At 45.0% G+C, this 21,028-nt stretch carries 16 protein-coding genes; 6 read left to right on the top strand and 10 right to left on the bottom strand.

Annotation, left to right across the window (positions count from 1 at the left end):
• Positions 1–34: 34 nt before the first annotated feature.
• Together pstS and QUB12_RS15760 are read right to left on the bottom strand one after the other, a co-directional pair.
• Entirely contained in the window at positions 35–1,063 is a 1,029-nt protein-coding gene (gene pstS / locus QUB12_RS15765) for a phosphate ABC transporter substrate-binding protein PstS (protein WP_333139007.1), read from the bottom strand.
• 210 nt (positions 1,064–1,273) lie between these two features.
• Positions 1,274–2,713 (bottom strand): IS1/IS1595 family N-terminal zinc-binding domain-containing protein, encoded by a 1,440-nt coding sequence (locus QUB12_RS15760; RefSeq protein WP_445300667.1) that lies wholly within the window; start codon positions 2,711–2,713, stop codon positions 1,274–1,276.
• 183 nt (positions 2,714–2,896) lie between these two features.
• On the opposite strand from QUB12_RS15760, the gene QUB12_RS15750 reads away from it, so the two are divergent.
• Both QUB12_RS15750 and QUB12_RS15745 read left to right on the top strand, forming a co-directional pair.
• The gene (locus tag QUB12_RS15750) at positions 2,897–4,405 is read left to right on the top strand and encodes a UbiD family decarboxylase (protein WP_333307502.1); all 1,509 of its coding nucleotides are present in this window, start codon (positions 2,897–2,899) and stop codon (positions 4,403–4,405) included.
• Positions 4,406–4,579: 174 nt separating this feature from the next.
• Positions 4,580–4,852 carry a hypothetical protein gene (locus tag QUB12_RS15745; protein WP_333139009.1) on the top strand — a complete coding sequence of 91 codons (273 nt, stop codon included), beginning with the start codon at positions 4,580–4,582 and terminating at the stop codon, positions 4,850–4,852.
• Between the two features lie 285 nt (positions 4,853–5,137).
• Here the strand turns inward: QUB12_RS15745 and QUB12_RS15740 are convergent, their stop codons facing one another.
• On the bottom strand, positions 5,138–5,350 hold the full coding sequence (locus tag QUB12_RS15740; protein WP_190663748.1) for a helix-turn-helix domain-containing protein: 213 nt from the start codon (positions 5,348–5,350) through the stop codon (positions 5,138–5,140).
• 20 nt (positions 5,351–5,370) lie between these two features.
• Complete coding sequence (locus QUB12_RS15735; RefSeq protein ID WP_096831645.1) at positions 5,371–5,583, bottom strand: helix-turn-helix domain-containing protein; 213 nt, start codon at positions 5,581–5,583, stop codon at positions 5,371–5,373.
• Between the two features lie 127 nt (positions 5,584–5,710).
• Here QUB12_RS15735 and QUB12_RS15730 point away from each other — a divergent pair, with 127 nt between their 5' ends.
• Positions 5,711–5,953, top strand: a complete 243-nt coding sequence (locus tag QUB12_RS15730; RefSeq protein WP_333139012.1) for a hypothetical protein — start codon at positions 5,711–5,713, stop codon at positions 5,951–5,953.
• A gap of 157 nt (positions 5,954–6,110) precedes the next feature.
• Complete coding sequence (locus QUB12_RS15725; protein ID WP_333139111.1) at positions 6,111–6,899, top strand: DUF4058 family protein; 789 nt, start codon at positions 6,111–6,113, stop codon at positions 6,897–6,899.
• A 99-nt stretch (positions 6,900–6,998) separates the two neighbouring features.
• Here QUB12_RS15725 and QUB12_RS15720 read toward each other — a convergent pair whose 3' ends face one another.
• Both QUB12_RS15720 and QUB12_RS15715 read right to left on the bottom strand, forming a co-directional pair.
• The gene (locus QUB12_RS15720) at positions 6,999–7,670 is read right to left on the bottom strand and encodes an ABC transporter ATP-binding protein (protein WP_333307499.1); all 672 of its coding nucleotides are present in this window, start codon (positions 7,668–7,670) and stop codon (positions 6,999–7,001) included.
• A gap of 23 nt (positions 7,671–7,693) precedes the next feature.
• A complete protein-coding gene (locus QUB12_RS15715) occupies positions 7,694–7,963 on the bottom strand; it encodes a hypothetical protein (protein WP_190663726.1) in 270 nt (89 codons plus the stop codon).
• 221 nt (positions 7,964–8,184) lie between these two features.
• Between QUB12_RS15715 and QUB12_RS15710 the strand changes: the two genes are divergently transcribed.
• On the top strand, positions 8,185–8,316 hold the full coding sequence (locus QUB12_RS15710; RefSeq protein WP_333139016.1) for a hypothetical protein: 132 nt from the start codon (positions 8,185–8,187) through the stop codon (positions 8,314–8,316).
• Positions 8,317–8,347: 31 nt separating this feature from the next.
• On the opposite strand, the gene QUB12_RS15705 is transcribed toward QUB12_RS15710, so the two are convergent.
• The 4 genes from QUB12_RS15705 to QUB12_RS15690 form a co-directional block, all read right to left on the bottom strand.
• Positions 8,348–10,048: a calcium-binding protein gene (locus QUB12_RS15705; protein ID WP_333307496.1), complete on the bottom strand. Its 1,701-nt coding sequence runs from the start codon at positions 10,046–10,048 to the stop codon at positions 8,348–8,350.
• 145 nt (positions 10,049–10,193) lie between these two features.
• Positions 10,194–14,324 (bottom strand): ELWxxDGT repeat protein, encoded by a 4,131-nt coding sequence (locus QUB12_RS15700; RefSeq protein ID WP_333307492.1) that lies wholly within the window; start codon positions 14,322–14,324, stop codon positions 10,194–10,196.
• Positions 14,325–14,536: 212 nt separating this feature from the next.
• Positions 14,537–16,318, bottom strand: a complete 1,782-nt coding sequence (locus tag QUB12_RS15695; RefSeq protein ID WP_333307489.1) for a calcium-binding protein — start codon at positions 16,316–16,318, stop codon at positions 14,537–14,539.
• A 253-nt stretch (positions 16,319–16,571) separates the two neighbouring features.
• Positions 16,572–17,759, bottom strand: coding sequence for a patatin-like phospholipase family protein (locus tag QUB12_RS15690; protein WP_333139022.1), 1,188 nt, complete (start codon positions 17,757–17,759; stop codon positions 16,572–16,574).
• Between the two features lie 314 nt (positions 17,760–18,073).
• Between QUB12_RS15690 and QUB12_RS15685 the strand changes: the two genes are divergently transcribed.
• Positions 18,074–20,092: an NB-ARC domain-containing protein gene (locus QUB12_RS15685; protein WP_333139024.1), complete on the top strand. Its 2,019-nt coding sequence runs from the start codon at positions 18,074–18,076 to the stop codon at positions 20,090–20,092.
• The last annotated feature ends 936 nt before the right edge of the window (positions 20,093–21,028 follow it).

The following is a 21,028-nucleotide window of genomic DNA, read 5'->3' as shown; positions in this document are numbered from 1 at the left end:
CCGCTTAACTCATAACCCCGTGCGATCGCCCCAATTAACCTCTAGCAACCACAGTCTGATTAACTGCTTGAACCACCTTTTGAGCTGTAGCTGAAGGAATTGTAGTAAACTCTAGCTGTTTGTTGATACCTTGACCTGTAGTCATCACCCAATTAACCATCTTTTTAATAGCCTCTGCTTTCGCAGCAGGGTACTGTTTGTAGATTAACAGCCAAGTCAAACCAACAATCGGATAACCGTCGTTAGGATTGCCTTCTACTAAGCGGAAATCTGCGGGGAATGTTTCCCCTGCTAAAGCTTTCTCTGCTTCAGCCAAGCTAGGCTCTACAAACCGGCCAGCTTTATTTTGAATAAATGCTGTTTGGAGATTGTTTTGCCGAGCAAAAGTATCTTGAACGTAGCCGATCGCACCGGCTGTATTCTTCACCAAAGCAGCTACGCCGGGGTTTCCTTGACCACTGACAGGGCTTCCTGGCCAACTCGGCTGAGCGGCAGCTTTGATGCTGCTACCAGTTGCCTGCAAGTGGTTAGCAAAAATAAAGGTTGTACCGCTGCTATCTGCGCGTACAGCTACTCGAATCGCAGTATTTGGCAAGCCTTTAGCTTGTCCAGAAATTCCGGCTATTTTAGGATCGTTCCAGCGAGTAATCTTCCCTTCAAAGATGCCTTTCAGAGCATCGTTACTTAGCCTCAGATTGGTCACTCCGGGCAAGTTATAAACAACTGCAACAGCGCCGCCAGCCGTGGGAACAGCTATTACACCCCGCTTTACCTCAGCGATTTGTGCAGCAGTCATCAGCGCGTCGCTGCCTGCGAAATCAACAGTCCCTGTAATTAATGCTTTGATGCCAGCACCGCTACCAGTTCCTTGGTAGTTTACAGTAATTTGATTTGCACTTCTCATCTGAGAGAAGTAGCGATCGTAAAGGGGTTTCGGAAAAGTGGCTCCCGTACCGTTTAGGGTAACAGCAGCTACAGCGGAACTAATCAAAGTCAGCGAAAATGCTGCTGCTGCTAGTGTCACTATAAAACTACGTCGCCAACGTCCTGTGAAAAAATTCATATTCCTCCTCTCCCTTAATAGCCGACTTTGCAAATCTACGACCTAGGATAGACTGAAATCCGCAAGGAAAGGGAGCAAAAAGAATAAGGTTGTTTTAAATTTTGGTTAATAATAGATTAAATAATAAAAGAATAAGCTTGTCTTAAATTTTGGTTAATAATAGATTAAATTTTTCGACCGAAAACTCGGAAACCTGATTTATTAAATACATCAGGGAGCGGACTGTGCGATCGCCACTTCATAAATTTTACCTTTTTTCTTAACTTTAAATATTTTACATGACTGCAAAAAATCGGCAAACTTGGTGTCCAAATCCAGCGATTTCAGCTTTTTAGTAATTGGTTGACCGTATTGCTTTTTAAATTCGCCGGCCACCTGGGGAATCGGAATGTAACTACCTGGAGATTCAGCAGTTAATGCCATTACAATTTTTGCTACCGATGCTTCGAGGGCGGCAGATAATTCAATTTTTGAATCGGAGGGTTGTTGAACGAGTCCCACTTGATGTTCTGTACCGATTAATTTAATTTTAAACGTAGCTGATTGCAACTGCAAAAATTTGATTAAACTAGAAGCTTTACCCAAAAAGCTTTTTACAATTAAATCAGCATGAGAGTGATATTTAGCAAAAAAAACTTTCTTAATTCTTGTTACAGGAATAGCATCCTCTTTCAACTCATTTTTTGCAGAGTCAATTATTTCTACAAGTATATTTTTTAAAACATCCAGCGACTCAATAGCCTTTGAATTGACAGCAGGTATTATTTCTGGCAAATTTTGCTCCGCAATATTTGGAGGAACAGCAACGGTCGCCAAAGATGGTTCAAGCACCGGGGGAAGTTGGTTTTGTGCTGACTCCGCCAGTGCTGCTGCTGGGGAATTTGTAGAATTGAACGCAACATTACGGCGCTCTTTAAAAAGCTCAGCCACACTATAAAAACGAGCGATTCGCTCATCAATAGATTTGTGTTCAGCCTTCAACAACTCTGCAACTTGATTAGCCAATTCTTCAAAACTAGGGATTTCCTCTTCCCTTTCGCAAGAATAGTGCTTGCTCTCACCATTCTGACAGTTTTCTACAGACAAAACCGAATTTTGCCGACGCACCCGAAACACAGTCACTCCCTGATTTTGCAACTGATTGCAAAGATGATTTAACAAACCATCCGAAGAACAGACAAAAACTTGTCGCACATCCCGATATCGATATAAAATAGCAGCGCCAAAAGCAATCATCTTACCATCAGCACTATTCGCACCGCCCGGAACGTGAATCAGTTCGTAACCGCGATCGTAAAGTTCAGCATCCAACTTCCCCGTACTCGGATTTTTCCAGTTAGCAAAAGCAATTTTAACTTGCAGGGGATAGTCGCACAAACCCGCTAAAAATTGTTCTGTATTAAGCTTAAGTTTCAGATTTTCGGCATCTAACAGCAAAATCGCAATCCCGCCGGACTCTGTGGTGGTTGCAGGGGCGATTCCTTGCGGGATAACTTCGTTTAACCGTGTTTCGGTGCATTTGCGACTGAAAGACTGCGGACTGGGCGGCTCAAAGAATTGTTTGCGGCAAGCTTTGCAAAGATACCGCTGGTGCCCGTTGGGACGGCCGTTTTTACGAAGTTGGTCAGATTCGCATCGAGGACATTTCATTAACCCATTATGCAGCCTACTCCCGAACCGAACAAGGCATTACCTATCTTCTTCTTTCTCTTCCTTCGCGCCCTTGGCGTCTTCGCGGTTCGTTAAATACGTATGTTTTGAGCGGTTCAGGAGTAAATTGTGGCAGTCGATCGGCTCATAATAACAAAAGAACGTTAACAATTCTTAAAAAAAATGGCTAGAGACTTGCGGGGATTCCTAAAACTACTCGAAGAACGGGGACAACTGCGCCGGATTAGCGCCTTAGTCGATTCCGACCTCGAAATTGCCGAAATTTCCAACCAAATGCTGCAAAAAGGCGGCCCTGGACTGCTGTTTGAAAACGTCAAAGGGGCCGAATTCCCCGTCGCAATCAATCTGTTGGGTACGGAAGAGCGCGTTTGCTGGGCGATGAACATGGAAAAGCTGATCGAACTAGAAGAGCTCGGCAAAAAACTGGGAATGCTGCAACAGCCAAAACCGCCGAAAAAGATTTCCCAAGCGATAGAATTCGGCAAAGTGCTGTTTGACGTAGTAAAAGCCAAACCGGGCCGCGACTTTTTCCCAGCTTGTCAGCAAGTGGTATTTGAAGGAGAAGGGCTGGATTTGAACAAAATCCCGATGATTCGCCCTTATCCGGGAGATGCGGGCAAAATTATCACCCTGGGTTTGGTAATTACCAAAGATTGCGAAACGGGCACGCCGAATGTGGGGGTTTATCGGTTGCAGTTGCAGTCAAAAAACACGATGACTGTACACTGGTTATCGGTGCGGGGGGGCGCGCGGCACTTGCGGAAAGCGGCGCAGGCTGGTAAAAAGTTGGAAGTTGCGATCGCCCTGGGAGTCGATCCCCTGATTATTCTCGCCGCAGCAACCCCCATTCCTGTAGATTTATCGGAATGGTTATTTGCCGGACTTTACGGCGGTTCCGGCGTGCAATTGGCGAAGTGCAAAACGGTAGATTTGGAAGTACCGGCGGACTCGGAAATTGTGTTAGAAGGAACGATTACGCCGGGGGAAGTTCTGCCCGACGGGCCCTTCGGCGATCACATGGGTTATTACGGCGGCGTGGAAGATTCGCCGTTGGTGCGGTTCCACTGCATGACGCACCGCAAAGACCCGATTTATCTGACCACATTTAGCGGGCGGCCGCCGAAAGAAGAAGCAATGATGGCGATCGCGCTTAACCGTATTTATACGCCTATTTTGCGGCAGCAAGTATCGGAAATTGTCGATTTCTTCTTACCGATGGAAGCCCTGAGTTATAAAGCGGCAATTATCTCGATCGATAAAGCATATCCCGGTCAAGCGCGCCGGGCTGCTTTAGCATTTTGGAGTGCATTACCGCAGTTTACTTACACTAAGTTTGTGATTGTTGTCGATAAAAGTATCAACATTCGCGACCCGCGTCAAGTAGTTTGGGCAATTAGTTCTAAAGTCGATCCGGTTCGGGATGTATTTATTCTGCCGAATACGCCTTTTGATACGTTAGATTTTGCCAGTGAAAAGATTGGTTTGGGAGGCAGAATGGGGATTGATGCTACTACGAAGATGCCGCCGGAAACCGATCACGAATGGGGGGAAGTTTTGGAGTCCGATCCGGATGTGGCGGCGATGGTAGAAAGGCGTTGGGCTGAGTATGGTTTGGCAGATTTGAATTTGGGTGAAGTCGATCCGAATTTGTTTGGATATGAGATGAAGTAGGGGAATCAACCGTAAAGGCGCAGAGGAGGAGGGGAGAGTGATAATTTCTCCCTTTTTTTCGGAATTTTGATAAACTTAGAGTAACGTTTAGTCACTTCTGAGATTTTCAGTATGTTGGAATAGTTGCTCACGCTTAAAAATGCAAAATGAAAAATTAAAGATGGAGGATACACCATGACATCGCAACTTCAACAAACCATCAATCTGGCTCGGTCACTTTCATTTACAGAGCAGCTTGAACTCCTAAAAACACTATCCACAATCATTCAACAAACCCATTCTCTAGAAAACCAAATCACGCCCGAAGCAGACACAGATTTTTCAGGAGAAAGCTTTCGCACATCCTGGCGACAAGCTGTAACCGGACAAACTCTACCCCTTTCTGAACTTTGGGAGGGCATCGAACAAATATCTTGCATTTGTTGCGACATTCCGGCAGGGGTTTAAACCCCTGCCTCAAAACGAAAGTCCACGCTTTGTGGACTGAAGAAATGATTGATTCAAAATTTAAAAAAAAGGATTGAAGCGGAGAGCGATCGCCTTTTCAGTCGTCTTTAGACGACTTGAGCTTTGATGCGGGGGTTTCAACCCCCGACGGACTGTTGCAAAAAAGGATTGAAGCGGAGAGCGATCGCCTTTTCAGTCGTCTTTAGACGACTTGAGCTTTGAGGCGGGGGTTTCAACCCCCGACGGACTGTTGCAAGAAGTGCAAAAACTAAATCACAAATCAGTTTACCGTTCCAAAACCTCAACCAAGTCTTCCACCATCACATCGAAGACAGCAGCAAGTTTCTGCAAAGCCGTATAGTCCACCGTTGCCATTTTGGGAGCTTGGGCGTATTTTTTAACCGTGCTGTAGGGAATTCCCGTTCTGTCAGAGACTTCTTTGAGCGTCCAACCCTTTTCCTCAGCTAGTTCTCGAACCCGCAACCGAATTAATCCCATCTTCCCGCTGACAAATCAGTTTACTGTTCCAAAATCTCAACTAAATCTTCGATCGCAATATCGAACGCACGGGCCATCTTGTCCAAAGCTGTGTAGTCAACGGTAGCCATGCCTGGAGAATTGGCATAGGTAATGATCGTGGTATATGGAATACCTGTTCTTTTGGATACTTCTGTCAGATTCCAACCCTTCTCTTGAGCAAATTCTCGAACTCGCAGCCTAATTCGTCCCATTCCCTCTTGACAACACTCGAGTATTCGAGTTTAATATAAAACATAAATAAGCGATCGCCCTCGGACCTGAGAAATCAAGGGCGATCGCCTTTCATTCACCACCCACAAAAGTGGGAAGGATTTTCCTATGATACCAAAACAACCGACATATCGCGATCGACTTCAACCTTGGTGCATAATTCGCCACCTCCCCAACTGTCAGCGCTTAACAGTCGCCCGTTTCGCCCGCCGCCCCGATGCCGAATCTTACCTAAATGCACTGCGCCGCTTAATGCCCGCAGTCCCGCATACAATTGTTTTCCTAAATGCGGTGTCTGTGTTAGATGAAAACAGCGTTCCAATTCCGGCACAATTGTCGATCGAAGTTTAAGCGTTGAAAAGTGTGAACAACAGGTAAGATGCCGGTTCCACAAACATTAAAATATGTTGTGGGGTGGGCATCTTGCCCGCCCAAGAAACAGGCAAGATGCCTGTTCCACAAATATTCAACTAAACTGGAAATAGATTTGAGTCAAGGAGTCACATCAATGCCATCTCCCTTCCCCGGTATGGACCCGTATTTAGAGCATCCTGAACTCTGGCCTGCCCTACATCACTTGTTAATTAGTGAAATTTTTAGATTTTTGTCTCCCCAACTGCGTCCTAAGTATTTAGTCTCGTTGGAAGTGAGAATCTATGAAACCGCTGACGACAATTTATCAATTGGCATTCCTGATGTAAACGTAATTCAGCCAAGAACTACAACCGAATTAATCACATCAAACGTAGCCATTGCAGCGCCCCCAACACAACCCTTGACAGTAAATATTCCCATGCCCTACCAGGTTCGGGAAGGCTATTTAGAAATTAGAGAAAGAGGAAACCAAGAACTAATCACCCTGATTGAACTCCTCTCGCCTAGCAATAAGCGCACAGGAAAAGGGCGACAAATGTACGAAGAAAAGCGAGAAGAAATTTTATCCAGTCGCACTCATTTAATTGAAATAGATTTATTGCGGCGCGGTCAAAGAATGCCAGTTATTGGCAATGACATTGAAAGCCACTATAGCGTTTTGGTGTGTCGGGGAAATCGCCGTCCCAGAGCAGATTTGTACGCTTTTAACGTGCAGAACCCGCTGCCTGCTTTTCCTTTACCACTGCGATCGGGCGATACCGAACCTATAATCAATTTGCAGGAATTATTCAATCAAATTTATGACATAGCAAGTTACGACCTCAAGATAGATTATCGCAACTGGGAAGTCATACCAGCGCTGTCAGAAGCCGATACAATTTGGGCAGATGCTTGGTTGCGCGATCGAGGATTGCGAGATTGATTTGGCGTACCGCCATCCTCTTAGTCTGCGGAGGCAGACTTCGTTTCTGTAGAAGCGATTTCAATCGCCGAATGACTTAATTCAAGCATTGCTTAACACCTAAACATCTTGACTTTGCATCAACCGCTGCTTCAAACGCGCCGGATCTCCCCGATCGACCACCTCGCCCTTTTCCAACAAAAAAGCCCCATCACAATAATTCAACTCATCCAAACGGTGAGTCACCCACAAAGCCGTAATCCCGCGATTTTTCACCAACCGCTGCACCGCCGCCACCAAATCCAACTGAGAATCAGGATCTAACAAAGCCGTCGGTTCGTCCAACAGCAGAATTTCGCAGTGACGGGCGATCGCCCCAGCAAGAGCAATTCGCTGCTTCTGGCCCCCACTCAAAGCATAAATCGGCCGCCGCTGCAAATCCAGCAAATTCACAGCCTCCAAAGCCTCCGCCACCCTCTCCCGCACCTGAACGTTAGAAAGATTTTCCTCCACCAAACCAAAAGCCACATCCGCACCCACCGTCGGCATCACCAATTGGTGGTCGGGGTTTTGGAACACAAAACCCACCCGCCCACCCAGGTCAATTTCTCCCGACTGGGGGTGCAGCAGCCCAGCCATCAGCCTCAACAGCGTAGATTTGCCGCTGCCGTTAGTACCCAAAAGCATCCAAAACTCGCCCTTGGGTACATCCAGAGAGCAACCTTGCAACACTCGATCGCCCGACGGCCAGCAAAAACCCAAATCCCGCACAGCAACGGCTGACTGGCTCATATCGGCACCAACACCCCCAGCCCTCATTCTGCTGTCATCGAGACAAAACCAGGGGATCTGCCTGTAGATGACGCCCCCGATTTCTGAGAAACCACCACCCCAGAAATCTCGCTGCTGAGTACAGCCACCTTTTTCTCAGGATTTTTCTCGCAGGTGAGTTCCAAAATTTGCGGTTGGGAGTTGCGAATCGCCGCCAGTACCTGCTGGTAAACAGTCTCAGCGTCTTCCTCCAACTTCCGCTGCACCGACAGCGAGACGGGCGTATTTTTCACAATGATGTCAATGCTGAACATTCGGTTTAAAAAAATTAACTGTAAGATCCCAATTTTAAGTATAGGTGCTGAGGAGCAGAAGAGGATGATGGGATGGAAAAGATGGGGGGATGGGGAAGATGAGGACAGTCATTCGATTTTAGATTTTAGATTTTAGATTTTGGATTGACTTGCGCGAGATCAATTCGGGGGCTTGAGGATTTTAGATTTTAGATTTTGGATTGAGCCCACGGATAAATCACGTGGCGGGTACCACCTTTGAAATTCGTGGTCATGGACGCAACTGGCACATGGTGATGAGTGCGATCGCCCCTCGAACAGGAAGAATACAAGTGCGATCGCCTCCTCTCAAACTCAAAGGCGATCGCGATTAATTTCACTCAAATAGAGTGGACAAAGCCCATGCTACAGAATCACAAAAGCATTTGCCGTCAAAGCGCTTTGCGCTACCCCTTGAACGATACCCAAATAACTGGAGTCGGCTTTAACTTTAATTGCTATAGAATTGACAGCAGGTTGTCCAGTCAGAGTCAAACTGACATTTTCAAAGGAGAGGCCGCCAAATGTATTCCCGTCGGTGAGACCAATTTTGTCGCCAGTCTTGAAGTCTGTAATCACATCTGCATCTGTTAAACTGGTTGCGGCTATCTGTCCCCCACCTAAGACAAATGTATCGTTTCCATCGCCACCGGTGAGAAAATCTTGATGGCGATCGCCATAGAGAAAGTCGTCGCCAGCACCACCAGTTAGGCTATCTTTCTCTTTACCGCCCCGGATAGTATCATTGCCTTCTCCTCCGGTAAGAGTATCGTTGTCATTGTTGCCTAATATTTGGTCGTTGCCAGCACCACCTTCAAGGGAATCTGACTCTTTACCGCCGGATAAACAGTCATTACCCGCACCTCCGTCAATTGTATCGGCTCCTTGCATTCCGTTAACTGTATCAGCGCCGCTGGTGCCGGTAATTTTATCGCTGCCAGATAGGGCTAAGATTTGTTTACCAGTAGCAGTCGAGGGCAGTGAGAACAGCAAAATATCATCATTACTGTCTGAGAGGTTGTAAAATAGACCCGTAACAGTGTTTGCTGATTGCCCAGTAGGATTGCCTGAGCCGGGGGCATTAATTGTTGGTGTTGCGATATCTACAGGTGTACCGAAAATCTGTGGCGATGTTCCCCCATTAGAAATATCTGGCAATGTGGAAGCGTCGGGTACTTTTCCACCACCGCGCCCTAATTGCAGAGTTTCGCCACTCCGAGGGGTTAATGTGACGCTACCTTGAGCAACACTGACCTGTAAACTGTAATCAGCAGCAGAAGCTGTGGAATTGGGAAATGTAGTGTTACTGCTGACGCGGATTCTGTAATCAATACCTGCGCGCGGAACAGTAAGCTGTGAGTTCAAACCGCCGCCGCTGTTATTATCTGAGACAAAAATTTCGGGATTCTTAGGGCTGATGACTGCTACGAAAGGGTCAAAGCCTATTGTTGTACTGCTAAGGGAAATTTTGAGCGGTTCGTTGTCGAGTGATGTACTTACGAGAAATTCATCAGCAAGTGTGTTACCACCTATACCTGGAAAAGTAAAGTCTTTGTTGACCTCCAATTTACCAGTTAATGCAACCGTACTTCCCGTTAGAGGGCTGCTAAAGTTGCTACCTCTCGGAACTAAACTGACATTACCATTAGGAACGCTGGCCTGTAAAGTGTAGGGATAAGTAGACAATAGGTCGGTAACAGAATCCACGCTAAAGACGCGCACTTTGTACTTGGTAGTGCCGTCAATTGTCAAAGAATCAGGAATTGTTGAAATGTCAAATATATCGCCACTTTGGGAAGGCTGACCAGGCGCAATCAATGAGTTTGTACTAATACCACCCTCATCGTCATTATCAGCAAGAACCTTACCCGTATTGGCATCTATAATTTCTAAGAATGTGTCAAATTTGCTTTGATCTGTAGCATCCAGAGCAAGTGTGATTCCTTGCCCGATTGCATCTGTATTTAAGTCATATTCATCCAGCCAGGTATAGCCACCGATATACCTAGCTGGAAACAGAAAGTCATTGTTATCCAACCGACCCGTTTTTGTATCAGAAGTGGTCATTTTAGTTTACCTCACCAATTAAATTTTATTGAAATGAATGATATTTTTCTAAGAGGCGAGAAAACGGGTTTCCTGGTAGATATCTAGTTGAGAAAGCAAACATCTTTTAGAGAAACCCGGTTTCTTGGCATAATTCCTGCGAATTTTACAAGAAAGAACCACTATTCAGAGCAGATTGATTCACGTTGTAAACCAATCCTAAATAGTTATCCCCCGATTTAATTGCCGTTGAACCTACAGCCGCCGCTCCATCTAAGATGATCTTCACTGACTCAAAAGTTAATTGACTGTAATTAACACCAACTAACTTGATTTTATCTTCAAAACTAAAGTCAGTAATAAAATCAGCTTCATTAGCATTAATAGCAGGGAATTCTAAGACAAAGTTATCCTTTCCTGCGCCACCTGTAAGCACATCAAATCCTTTATCTCCCCATACCTCATCATCGCCATTGCCACCAAGTAAGACATCATTTTCCTTGCCACCATAAATGGTGTCATTACCCTCGCCACCGGTGAGAGTGTCATTCTCATTATTACCACTCAATACGTTATCACCATTGCCACCAGATAATTGATCGGAATGTTTTCCGCCAAATAATTGATCGTTACCATTACCACCATCAATGGTATCAGCACCTTTGTTACCAAAAATCGTGTCATTACCGTCACTTCCGGTCAAGTTATCATTACCTGATAACGCAAAAATTGGTTTGCCAAATGCTGATTCTGGGATGTTATTGTCATCTCCATCTGTCAGTAAATATTGGTTATCTACCACTTGATCTTGTGGGAAATTAGTGGGTTCTCCACGATCGATTAGACTGATTGATGGCGTGTTAATTTCTACTGTTGCCGTTGGTGTTACTAAGGGTACTACCGTTACTGATGGTGGGGCAGTTGGTGCGGTATTTACAATCAGATTAACTGCACTCGAAGCACTAGATATATTACCTGCTGCGTCAGTAGCTATGGCAGTAAAGGCATAATTGCCATCGGCTAAAGTTTTTGTAGGGGTAAAACTCCACTTACCGGAAGCATCCGCTGTGACAGTACCAAGTTCAGTTGTACCTTGCAAGATTTTCACGGTACTATTGGCTTCGGCAGTCCCCGCCAGAGTTGGAGTGGTACTTTTAGTTGTGCCAGTGGTAGTCGTGAAGGTGGGTACTGGGGGTACTGTTGCATCTATTGTCAGATTGACTGCACTCGCGGCACTAGATGTATTACCTTCGGCATCGGTGGCTGTGGCTGTAAAGGCGTAAGTACCTTCAGTTAAGGCAGTAGAAGGTGTAAAACTCCACTTACCCGAAGCATCCGCTGTCGTAGTGCCGAGTTCAGTTGTACCTTGTAAGATTTTCACGGTACTATTGGCTTCGGCAGTCCCCGCCAGAGTTGGAGTGGTACTTTTAGTTGTGCCAGTGGTAGTCGTGAAGGTGGGTACTGGGGGTACTGTTGCATCTATTGTCAGATTGACTGCACTCGCGGCACTAGATGTATTACCTTCGGCATCGGTGGCTGTGGCTGTAAAGGCGTAAGTACCTTCAGTTAAGGCAGTAGAAGGTGTAAAACTCCACTTACCCGAAGCATCCGCTGTCGTAGTGCCGAGTTCAGTTGTACCTTGTAAGATTTTCACGGTACTATTGGCTTCGGCAGTCCCCGCCAGAGTTGGAGTGGTACTTTTAGTAGTGCCAGTGGTAGTCGTGAAGGTGGGTACTGCGGGAACAACACCATCAACTAATACACCTGTGGTGCTGCCGCTGCTGAAGGTTAAGGTAGCTTTGGTGTTGCTGGCATTTTGAATGGTGGCACCGGTGGGTAAGGATAAGGCTGTGCCAACTGTGATGCCGTCGGTATCTAAGGTGCCAGAGGCAACAGTATAACGGAAGGTATGGGTGGTGGCAGATGCTCCTGTACCATTGAGGATAGCGTTGACAGCACCGCCAGTATCTAGGGTAATGGGTAAGTTTGCACCGCCAGTGATGGTGACGGCTTCGGAGAAGGTAACGGTGAAGTCCAGGTTTTCTCCGACTATGTAGGTTTTGTTCGCGGGTAGGCTGACACTGGTAATGGTGGGGGCTATAGTATCAATGACAAGGGCTTTACTCCCCCCAAGGGATTGGGCTGAACCCAAGACGGGAAGGGTTAAATTAGCATCGAGTCCCTCACTGTCTTTAATCGTGCCGCTATTGAGGGTGAGGGAGTTGGTGGCCAAGTATTCTAGGTCAGAACTATTATCTCCTGTTTGGACTGTGTATTTAAAGGTGAGGGTATCAGTGGCGCTACCGCTTAGGTAGGTAGCGAATTGATTGGTTGTACCGGTTTTCAGTTGCAGTTGAGGAATGGCTGTAACGGTTACAGGTTCGTCAAATTTTACCGTAATGTTGATGTCTTGGCCGACTTTGTAGAGTCCATCAGCGGTGGTAGAGGAGACTTGGGTGATGACGGCGGGGGAGAGACTCCACAACTCAATACCATTAATGCCGTCATTGGCAGTGAAATACAATTTACCATTTACGTTCGTGAGGTTTTCAGGGAGTGAAGTAACACTCGCTGGCCTGATGTCTTTAACCAAGACGGTACCTGCGGTTGTCCCATCACTTTTCCACAACTCATAACCATTGGTGCCGTCATCGGCAGTGAAATACAATGTGCCGTTGACATTCTCCATGTAGGGGAACCCTAAGAAAGCACTTGTCCCTGGGTTGATGTCTTTGACCAGGACGGTGCCAGCGGCTGTCCCATCACTTTTCCACAACTCATAACCATTGGTGCCGTCATCGGCAGTGAAATACAAGGTGCCGTTCACGTTCGTAAAATTGCCATCATATTTGTGGCTAAGACCTGAATTTACCCCTGGGTTGATGTCTTTGACCAGGACGGTGCCAGCGGCTGTCCCATCACTTTTCCACAACTCTTGACCATGGGTGCCGTCATCGGCAGTGAAATACAAGGTGCCGTTCACGTTCGTGAAAGACTGAGGCGGCGGTGAAGTTACACTCCCTGGGTTGATGTCTTTGACTAAGACGGTACCAGCGGCTGTCCCATCACTTTTCCACAACTCTTGACCATGGGTGTCATAGCCACTGAAATACAAGGTGCCATTTACGTTCGTGAGTTCGGAGGGGTTTGAAGTAACATCCCCTGGCTTGATGTCTTTAACCCAGACGGTACCGACGGCTGTCCCATCACTTTTCAACAACTCATCACCACCATAGATGCCGTATTTGGTGTTGGTGTAACGGTCAGTTAAATACAACGTGCCATTTACGTTCGTGAGGTTGTGGGGGAATGAATTTAAACCGAGATCGTTGAGCAAGAGGGTACCGGCGGCTGTCCCATCACTTTTCCACAACTCATAACCACCATTGGTGCCTTTCTCGACGCTGAAATACAAGGTGCCATTCACGTTCGTGAGGTATTGAGGGCCTGAACCACCTGTCCCTGGGTTGATATCTTTAACCAAGACGGTGCCAGCGGCTGTCCCATCACTTTTCCACAACTCAATACCATTAATGCCGTCATTGGCAGTGAAATACAAGGTGCCGTTCACGTTCGTGAGGTTGGAATAGCTGGATGAGAATGAACTACCTACCCCTGAGTTGATGTCTTTGACCAAGACGGTGCCGGCGGCTGTCCCATCACTTTTCCACAACTTTTCAAGACCATTGGTGCCGTCATCGGCAGTGAAATACAAGTTACCATTTACGTTCGTGAGGTTTCGAGGGAGTGAATTACCTGCCCCTAGAGAAATGTCTTTCAATAGCTTGAAACCTAACAAGCCAGAGTAAGTCGCCAAGGCTTGAGATCTGAAGGGAGTTGGGCAGTGGGAGAGGGAAGAGTCTCCAGGGTACTGATAAGTGAGTGACCAGGTGCCGCCTTTTGCCGCATTCCCGGTGGGGTTGGGGTTCGCACTGATAGCTGCACCGCTGAGTTGGTGTAATTTTTCGATAAATTCTGCCCCTGCATCTCCCGCCGCAACGGAGCACCCATAAAGAAAGATGAGGCTTCCTGTCCTTCCCCACTGTTGTAATTGGTGGGCGTATAGGTTCAGAGTATCCAGACTCAGTTGGGTATTACCGAGATAGAGGATACCCGGAGCCCCGTGTGAAAGGATATGTATCGCTTCAATATCTTTTTGATTGGCTAAGGCATTAGTAATTTGTGTGATGCCGCTCAAATTTTTATTTAAAATCACAAGTTGAGCGCTATCTATACCTTGGATCAGGCTTTGATAGTCTTGTACAGAGGAGTCAACGAAAATAATTTGCTTGTTCATAGTAGTCACCTTTTTTATTGTTTGTTGAGTCTAGGACTTACGTATTCAGGGCAATGACCAAGGTAGTAACTAGGCTTTTGGTATCTCACCAGAAGCTGAGTATAAGGAGATATTGTCTGAGTGCGTAAGTTCTCTACAAGTGCGATCGCCTCCTCTCAAACTCAAAGGCGATCGCGATTAATTTCACTCAAATAGAGTGGACCAAGCCCATGCTACAGAATAACAAAAGCATTTGCCGTCAAAGCGCTTTGCGCTACCCCTTGAACGATACCCAAATAACTGGAGTCGGCTTTAACTTTAATTGCTATAGAATTGACAGCAGGTTGTCCAGTCAGAGTCAAACTGACATTTTCAAAGGAGAGGCCGCCAAATGTATTCCCGTCGGTTAGACCAATTTTGTCCCCAGTCTTGAAGTCTGTAATCACATCTGCATCTGTTAAACTGAGCGCTGCTATCTGTCCCCCAGCTAAGACAAATGTATCGTTTCCATCGCCACCGGTGAGAAAATCTTGATGGCGATCGCCATAGAGAAAGTCATCGCCACCACCACCAGTCAGGCTATCTTTCTCTTTACCGCCCCGGATAGTATCATTGCCTTCTCCTCCGGTCAGAGTATCGTTGTCATTGTTGCCTAATATATCGTCGTTGCCTGCACCACCTTCAAGGGAATCTGACTCTTTACCGCCGGATAAACTGTCATTACCCGTACCTCCGTCAATTGTATCGGCTCCTTGCATTCCGTTAACTGTATCAGCGCCGCTGGTGCCAGTAATCTTGTCGCTGCCAGATAGGGCTAAGATTTGTTTACCAGTAGCAGTCGAGGGCAGTGAGAACAGCAAAATATCATCATTACTGTCTGAGAGGTTGTAAAATAGACCCGTAACAGTGTTTGCTGATTGCCCAGTAGGATTGCCTGAGCCGGGGGCATTAATTGTTGGTGTTGCGATATCTACAGGTGTACCGAAAATCTGTGGCGATGTTCCGGTATTCAAATTACCTGTCGATGTTCCGGTATTCAAATTACCTGTCGATGTTCCGGTATTCAAATTACCTGTCGATGTTCCGGTATTCAAATTACCTGTCGATGTTCCGTTACCGCCACTGTTCGACGATGATCCGGTGTCACCACTGCGGGGGGTCAAAGTGACAGTATTGCCCGAAGAAGTGCTGACCTGTAAGCTGTAATCAGCAGAGGAAGCTAATGCAGTTTTACTGCTGACACGGATTCTGTATTCAGTATTTGCTTGGTACGGGACAGAAAGCAGCGCATTCTTACCACCGCCACCGTCATTATCGAAGTCAACAACTTCCCCAGTATTAGCGTTGACAACTTCCACATAAGGGTCAAAGCCATTTGTCGTGCTGCTGAGGGAAATTTTGATCGGTTCGCCCACCGAGGATATTTTGACTTGAAATTCATCAGCAAGTGTGCTGTCCTTACTGGGAGCCTTGACCGGAAAAGTAAAGTCTTTGGCGCTCTCCAATTTACCAGCGAAGGTAATAGAGTTGCCCGTTAGAGGGCTGCTGCTGAAGTTGCTACCTCTCGCAACTAAACTAACATTACCATTAGGAACGCTGGCCCGCAAACTGTAGGGATAAGTAGACGACGAGCTGGTAAATGAATTCACGCTGGTGACGCGGACTTTGTACTTGGCGCTGCCGTCAATTGTCAAAGAATTAGGAATTGCCGGATCGTCAACTAAATCAATATTTCCTGCAGGCTGACCGGCTTCAATCAATGAGTTTAGACTCTCTGAAGATCCATCGTCTGAATCAGCAACCACCCGACCCGTATTGACATCTATAACTTGCAGAAACGGATCATATTTGCTGTTTGGATCTGTAGTTGTAAGAGCAAGCTTGAGTGCTTCCCCGATCGCATCTGTATTCAAGTCATATTCATCAGCCCGCGTGAAGCCACTAAGCTCAGGGGGAACTGGAAAAATAATGTCATTGTTATCCAATTGACCAGATTTTATATCAGAAGTAGCCATGGTAGTTTACCTCAAGAATTAAAATTTGTTGAAATGAATGATGTTGGAATTTCTGTAACTCAACATCAATATCGACTAAAGAAACCGGGTTTTTTACTGAATCTGTGGCCTTCAACGAAGTATTTTCGTAAAAAACCAAGTTTCTAGGACTTTATGCGTAAGTCAGATCGAAATTAGTGGGCTAATTTCTCTCAGAGAAGGCCAGAAATCCTTGCAGGGGAATAAATTTTCTGATCTTGACTCAATAGTGATCTTACAATTGACTCAAATAAGGAATTACCTCCCGCATAGAATCCAATAAGGAATGATGCGATGTCAGAGATTTAACAAGCTTACTCATATCCTCCTTGCATTCCTTAGTTTTAAGGAATTCTTCTGCTATCTCAACCAATAAATAGAGATTATCTGGATCGGCACTAAAAGCCTTAACATTCTCTGTCAGAAGCGGTTGAAAGCGGAAGTATTCGCTCTCTCCGTCAAGTAATTCTTTGGCAACATAATCATTGGCATCATTTGAACCATCAAACAATACATCTAGCATCGGGATACCTTTGACTATGCTTACCCAATTCAAGCTACCCCACTCTTTCGCTTCTTCAACTGTAATCCGATTCAAAGCCATACCAGAACCAAAAGAAGCGACTACAGAAGGAAAATCTTTAAATTGTTTGCGTCCTTCGGCGATTGCACAAAGTACAGGGTTATTGGCAACAACACCGCCATCAATTAAAGGGATACCTTCATCCGGGATTTTTATAGTTGTCTCTTTCCCTGCTTTTGTAGCTGTTTTTGCCTTTACTTTAAGAGATTTAAGAAATTCCTTATTCTGGGTAACGTGAGCTGGAAAAGCCATAGGTGCAGCGCACGATGCTCTACAAACCTCCCACACTGGCATTGTTTTATACTCTTCTCGATAGTTCTTGAAGATTACAGCATCGTGATTATAGACATCGTAGCTTGGGATGACTACTAATTTTGGCAATTGACCAAATTCCTGACAGCCAAATACACTTTTGATTACCTCCTCCAGACCTTGGCCATCGGAGAAAGGTTGAAGCATAAATTTCTTGTCATTCTTATCGTCTTGACAAAATAGATGTAAAGGATCTAATTTGCTGAAGTCAATATTTTCCTGAATCACCTCACCCAACCAAACTTTCAAAGTCTCTTTGAAATTAGGAAAAATTTTCATGCCATTTTCTAGGTAAAATCCCTTCAGTTGTTTGGCGGAAAGTCCACTAGCTATTCCGCAAGCAATCAGGCTACCTGTGGAAGTTCCGGCAATGATATCAAAGTAATCTTTTAATTCCTTTTCGGGATTCTTTTCCTGTAGATCTTCTTCTAGCTTTTCTAGCAAAACCGCCGTTAAAAGACCACGAATTACGCCACCGTCAAAAGAAAGAATATTGTATGGAGATTTTGGATGTTTATGGGTGAACATTTCAGTTCCTCTCTGAATGATAGGTTGTTAATTTAGTGACTCGATACTAATTTCCAAAGTTTTCGTGATAAGAGAAGGTGTTACATCGTTGGCAATTTACAGATTTTTTTCATACTTACCTTATGCTCACGAGTCCTTTAGTTCGTAGTTACACAATAACCTTCTCACCTCAGCCCTCACAGTGGGAAAAAGTCAGAAAAGGCCAGAATTTTATATGAAGATTTAATAACTAAAGTAAAAAAAAGTAACAAGAGTCAGAAAAAGTGATAGTCTATAAGAGTAATTACTTAGTCACTGTTTTACAGTCACAGCTAATGACTCTCGAAGAAGCCTTAGCAATTTTAGACACCCTACTCAAACCAGGCCACTTAAACGACGTTCAAGACCTAGTATTCCGCCAATCTTGGCAAGGACAGTCTTATCAAAACATGGCGGATACATCAGGATACGATGCCGACTACTTAAAAGATATCGGTTCCCAATTATGGCGAACAATTTCTCTGGCATTGGGAACTCAAGTCACAAAACGCAATATTCACTCAATCCTTGAATCATGTACACGCCCGTCTCCAGATAAAACACCGAAAACCACATCACCAAATTTGCCCGATTGTTGGGCTAATTGTCACCTTTGGGAAGCTTTGGGCTTAAAACGTTATCCAGAGGAACAAGCGATCGCCTTCCCAAATCCTTCCCTAATAACAAAAACCCACCACAATTTATCAGAGGCGATCGACGTTTCTATTTTCTACGGGCGTACTCAAGAATTAGCTACCCTTAAACATTGGATTTTACAAGATCGTTGCCGCTTAATTACCCTGATCGGTATGGGCGGAATTGGCAAAACTGCTTTATCGGTAAAGTTAGCAGAAGAAATTCAAGGTGAATTTGAATTTGTCATCTGGAAAAGCCTGCAAGATAGTTCACCTTTACCCGAAGAATTAGCTAAAATTATCCAATTTTTATCACAGGATCAAACTACCGATTTACCCCAGGTTGTAGGCGAACGCATCTCTCTTCTTATCAAGTATTTACAGCAGCATCGGTGTCTGATTATCCTTGATGATTTAGACTTCCTTTGCCAGAGTGGTAGCTATGCAGGCACTTACCGCGACGGATTCTCTAACTACAGCCAACTTCTGAGACAAATTGCTGAAACCAATCACCAAAGTTGCGTGCTAATTGTCAGCAGAGAAAAAGCGAGAGAAATTGCATCTTTAACCGGAGCAACTTTACCCGTCCGATTCTTGCAACTGCAAGGTTTAGCACCAGTCGCAGCCAAGGAAATCCTCAAACTTAAGTCTTTAATAGGAACCCCTGCTGAAGAAGCGGAACTAATAAAATGCTACCAAGGTAATCCTATAGCTTTAAAAATAGCAGCGAGTTCCATCCAAGATTTATTTGCGGGGAATATTCGAGATTTCTTAGAACAAGAAGAAACTATTTTTAATGGGATTCGCCTTTGGTTAGATGAACTATTTAATCGCTTATCTCCGATAGAAAAACAAATTTTTTACTGGTTAGCGATTAACCGAGAACCAGTTTTGCCGACAGAACTTCTAAATGATATCGTCCCGCCAGTTTTCCAGGCAGAATTATTAGAAAGCTTAGAATCTCTCCAGTGGCGCTCTCTCATTGAACAAGCCGCAATTCAAGTCCCGGAAAAAAGTATTTTTGGCTTCACTCAGCAGCCATTAATCAGAGATTATATCACAGAAAAAATAATTGAGCAACTCTACCAAGAAATTACTAGAGAAGAGTGCAATAGTTCTACATCCTCTTGTTCCTTGTTTCCTTTTCTTCAAAACTATGCTCTGATTAAAGCTACAGCCGAAGAGTCGGTCAGAAAAAATCAAATTAGCGCCATTGTTACGCCTTTAATTTCCCGACTCCTAGTTACGTACAACACCACCGAAAAGTTAGCGGAAAAACTAAATTACATTTTAATCAAATTAGCAGAGCAGGGTGTAGCACCCGGATATGGGGCTGGTAATATCTTCAATTTATTATGTCAACTTCAACTAGATTTAACGGGCGCTGATTTTTCTGATATCACTATTTGGCAAGCAGATATGAGGGGTATTAATCTGTACCAAGTCAACTTTTCTGGATCTAATTTAGCCAAATCGGTTTTTAGTAGACCAAGAGAAAATAGTCATAATTTAGTTAGAGATGGCCGCGAACAAACGATTGAATGTTCAACGGTTGAAATGCAGAAGTATGGAAAAAATCTCTCCCCTTCAAGAATTTATGAAGGCATGAATATCAAGGGCGTTACAGGTTTAACTCAAGGGCAAAAATCCTTGCTAAAAGCTTTAGGTGCTGTCGAGTAAGCTGTCAAATTATTTAATTTGGCAACTAAAAAGTCCCGATGTTCCGATGTTTATCGTTTAGTTGGTGGGTGATGCTGTGGGGCTAGACCGCCCTAAAGCCCTTGTGACAGTTCCTAAGTCTTGCGGGTTCGTAACCGTTTGTGATAAACCTAGTTAAATCTATAGGATTTAACCTAAAATGATTACAGGTAAAGCCACCGCAAACGCCAAATCGTAAAACGCCCAATCGTAAGCAGTTCTTTACCGAATATGACAGCCAAGACAACATTTTTGTTGAATCATTGAGGCGGATTTTGATTGACCGAGAAAATGGGATGCAAGCCCCGTCCTTTTAGGACGGCTTTATGCTATAGTTTAATTGGTTGAAATCCCCACCTAAGATTGCAGCGATATATACTCATCTTGAGTTGAAACCGGGACTGATCCAGTAATAGGGAAAGACCCAAGGGCAATGGTTAAAATCCAACCTGGAAGCAAAACAAAGTATTGTTAATGTTTTTCAAACAAAACGATACATATAGTCGGGATAGGGCATTGCCACGACTTAAAATGAACATGGAGGCGCTCGTAAGACTACTTCGGTAGCATTGGTCGATGAAGTGTTAAGAATCCTCTCGCCTTTAGGCAGGGGAGTATGTCAAAAAAGTAATTCCCCACTAGGTTGAGGGAATAGGGGGCTTGCCGTTTAGCCTCTGGGTGCTAAATTCACTCAAAATGTCGATCGCTAGCAATCTCTAGTTTTTAACCAGCGGTTTCTCACTCATTTTCATGCTCAGCAATTGCCCTGAGCTCCGAAACCCGGATTCTCTCATACTTGATTGAGAGAGAAACCCGGTTGCTCAATCATTTTCCGGCTTTGAGCAATTGCCCTGAGCTCCGAAACCCGGATTCTCTCATACTTGATTGAGAGAGAAACCCGGTTGCTCAATCATTTTC

It is taken from the genome of Microcoleus sp. B7-D4, from assembly GCF_036705125.1.
Lineage (GTDB): Bacteria > Cyanobacteriota > Cyanobacteriia > Cyanobacteriales > Microcoleaceae > Microcoleus.
The sequence above is the reverse complement of the archived record's forward strand: the minus strand, read 5'-3'. Positions and strand labels throughout refer to the sequence as shown.

What these genes read in the sequence shown, in the direction of transcription:
- pstS (WP_333139007.1), bottom strand. Translation starts at nt 1,063, where the DNA reads ATGAATTTTTTCACAGGACGTTGGCGACGTAGTTTTATAGTGACACTA.
- QUB12_RS15760 (WP_445300667.1), bottom strand. Translation starts at nt 2,713, where the DNA reads ATGAAATGTCCTCGATGCGAATCTGACCAACTTCGTAAAAACGGCCGT.
- QUB12_RS15750 (WP_333307502.1), top strand. Translation starts at nt 2,897, where the DNA reads ATGGCTAGAGACTTGCGGGGATTCCTAAAACTACTCGAAGAACGGGGA.
- QUB12_RS15745 (WP_333139009.1), top strand. Translation starts at nt 4,580, where the DNA reads ATGACATCGCAACTTCAACAAACCATCAATCTGGCTCGGTCACTTTCA.
- QUB12_RS15740 (WP_190663748.1), bottom strand. Translation starts at nt 5,350, where the DNA reads ATGGGATTAATTCGGTTGCGGGTTCGAGAACTAGCTGAGGAAAAGGGT.
- QUB12_RS15735 (WP_096831645.1), bottom strand. Translation starts at nt 5,583, where the DNA reads ATGGGACGAATTAGGCTGCGAGTTCGAGAATTTGCTCAAGAGAAGGGT.
- QUB12_RS15730 (WP_333139012.1), top strand. Translation starts at nt 5,711, where the DNA reads ATGATACCAAAACAACCGACATATCGCGATCGACTTCAACCTTGGTGC.
- QUB12_RS15725 (WP_333139111.1), top strand. Translation starts at nt 6,111, where the DNA reads ATGCCATCTCCCTTCCCCGGTATGGACCCGTATTTAGAGCATCCTGAA.
- QUB12_RS15720 (WP_333307499.1), bottom strand. Translation starts at nt 7,670, where the DNA reads ATGAGCCAGTCAGCCGTTGCTGTGCGGGATTTGGGTTTTTGCTGGCCG.
- QUB12_RS15715 (WP_190663726.1), bottom strand. Translation starts at nt 7,963, where the DNA reads ATGTTCAGCATTGACATCATTGTGAAAAATACGCCCGTCTCGCTGTCG.
- QUB12_RS15705 (WP_333307496.1), bottom strand. Translation starts at nt 10,048, where the DNA reads ATGACCACTTCTGATACAAAAACGGGTCGGTTGGATAACAATGACTTT.
- QUB12_RS15700 (WP_333307492.1), bottom strand. Translation starts at nt 14,324, where the DNA reads ATGAACAAGCAAATTATTTTCGTTGACTCCTCTGTACAAGACTATCAA.
- QUB12_RS15695 (WP_333307489.1), bottom strand. Translation starts at nt 16,318, where the DNA reads ATGGCTACTTCTGATATAAAATCTGGTCAATTGGATAACAATGACATT.
- QUB12_RS15690 (WP_333139022.1), bottom strand. Translation starts at nt 17,759, where the DNA reads ATGTTCACCCATAAACATCCAAAATCTCCATACAATATTCTTTCTTTT.
- QUB12_RS15685 (WP_333139024.1), top strand. Translation starts at nt 18,074, where the DNA reads ATGACTCTCGAAGAAGCCTTAGCAATTTTAGACACCCTACTCAAACCA.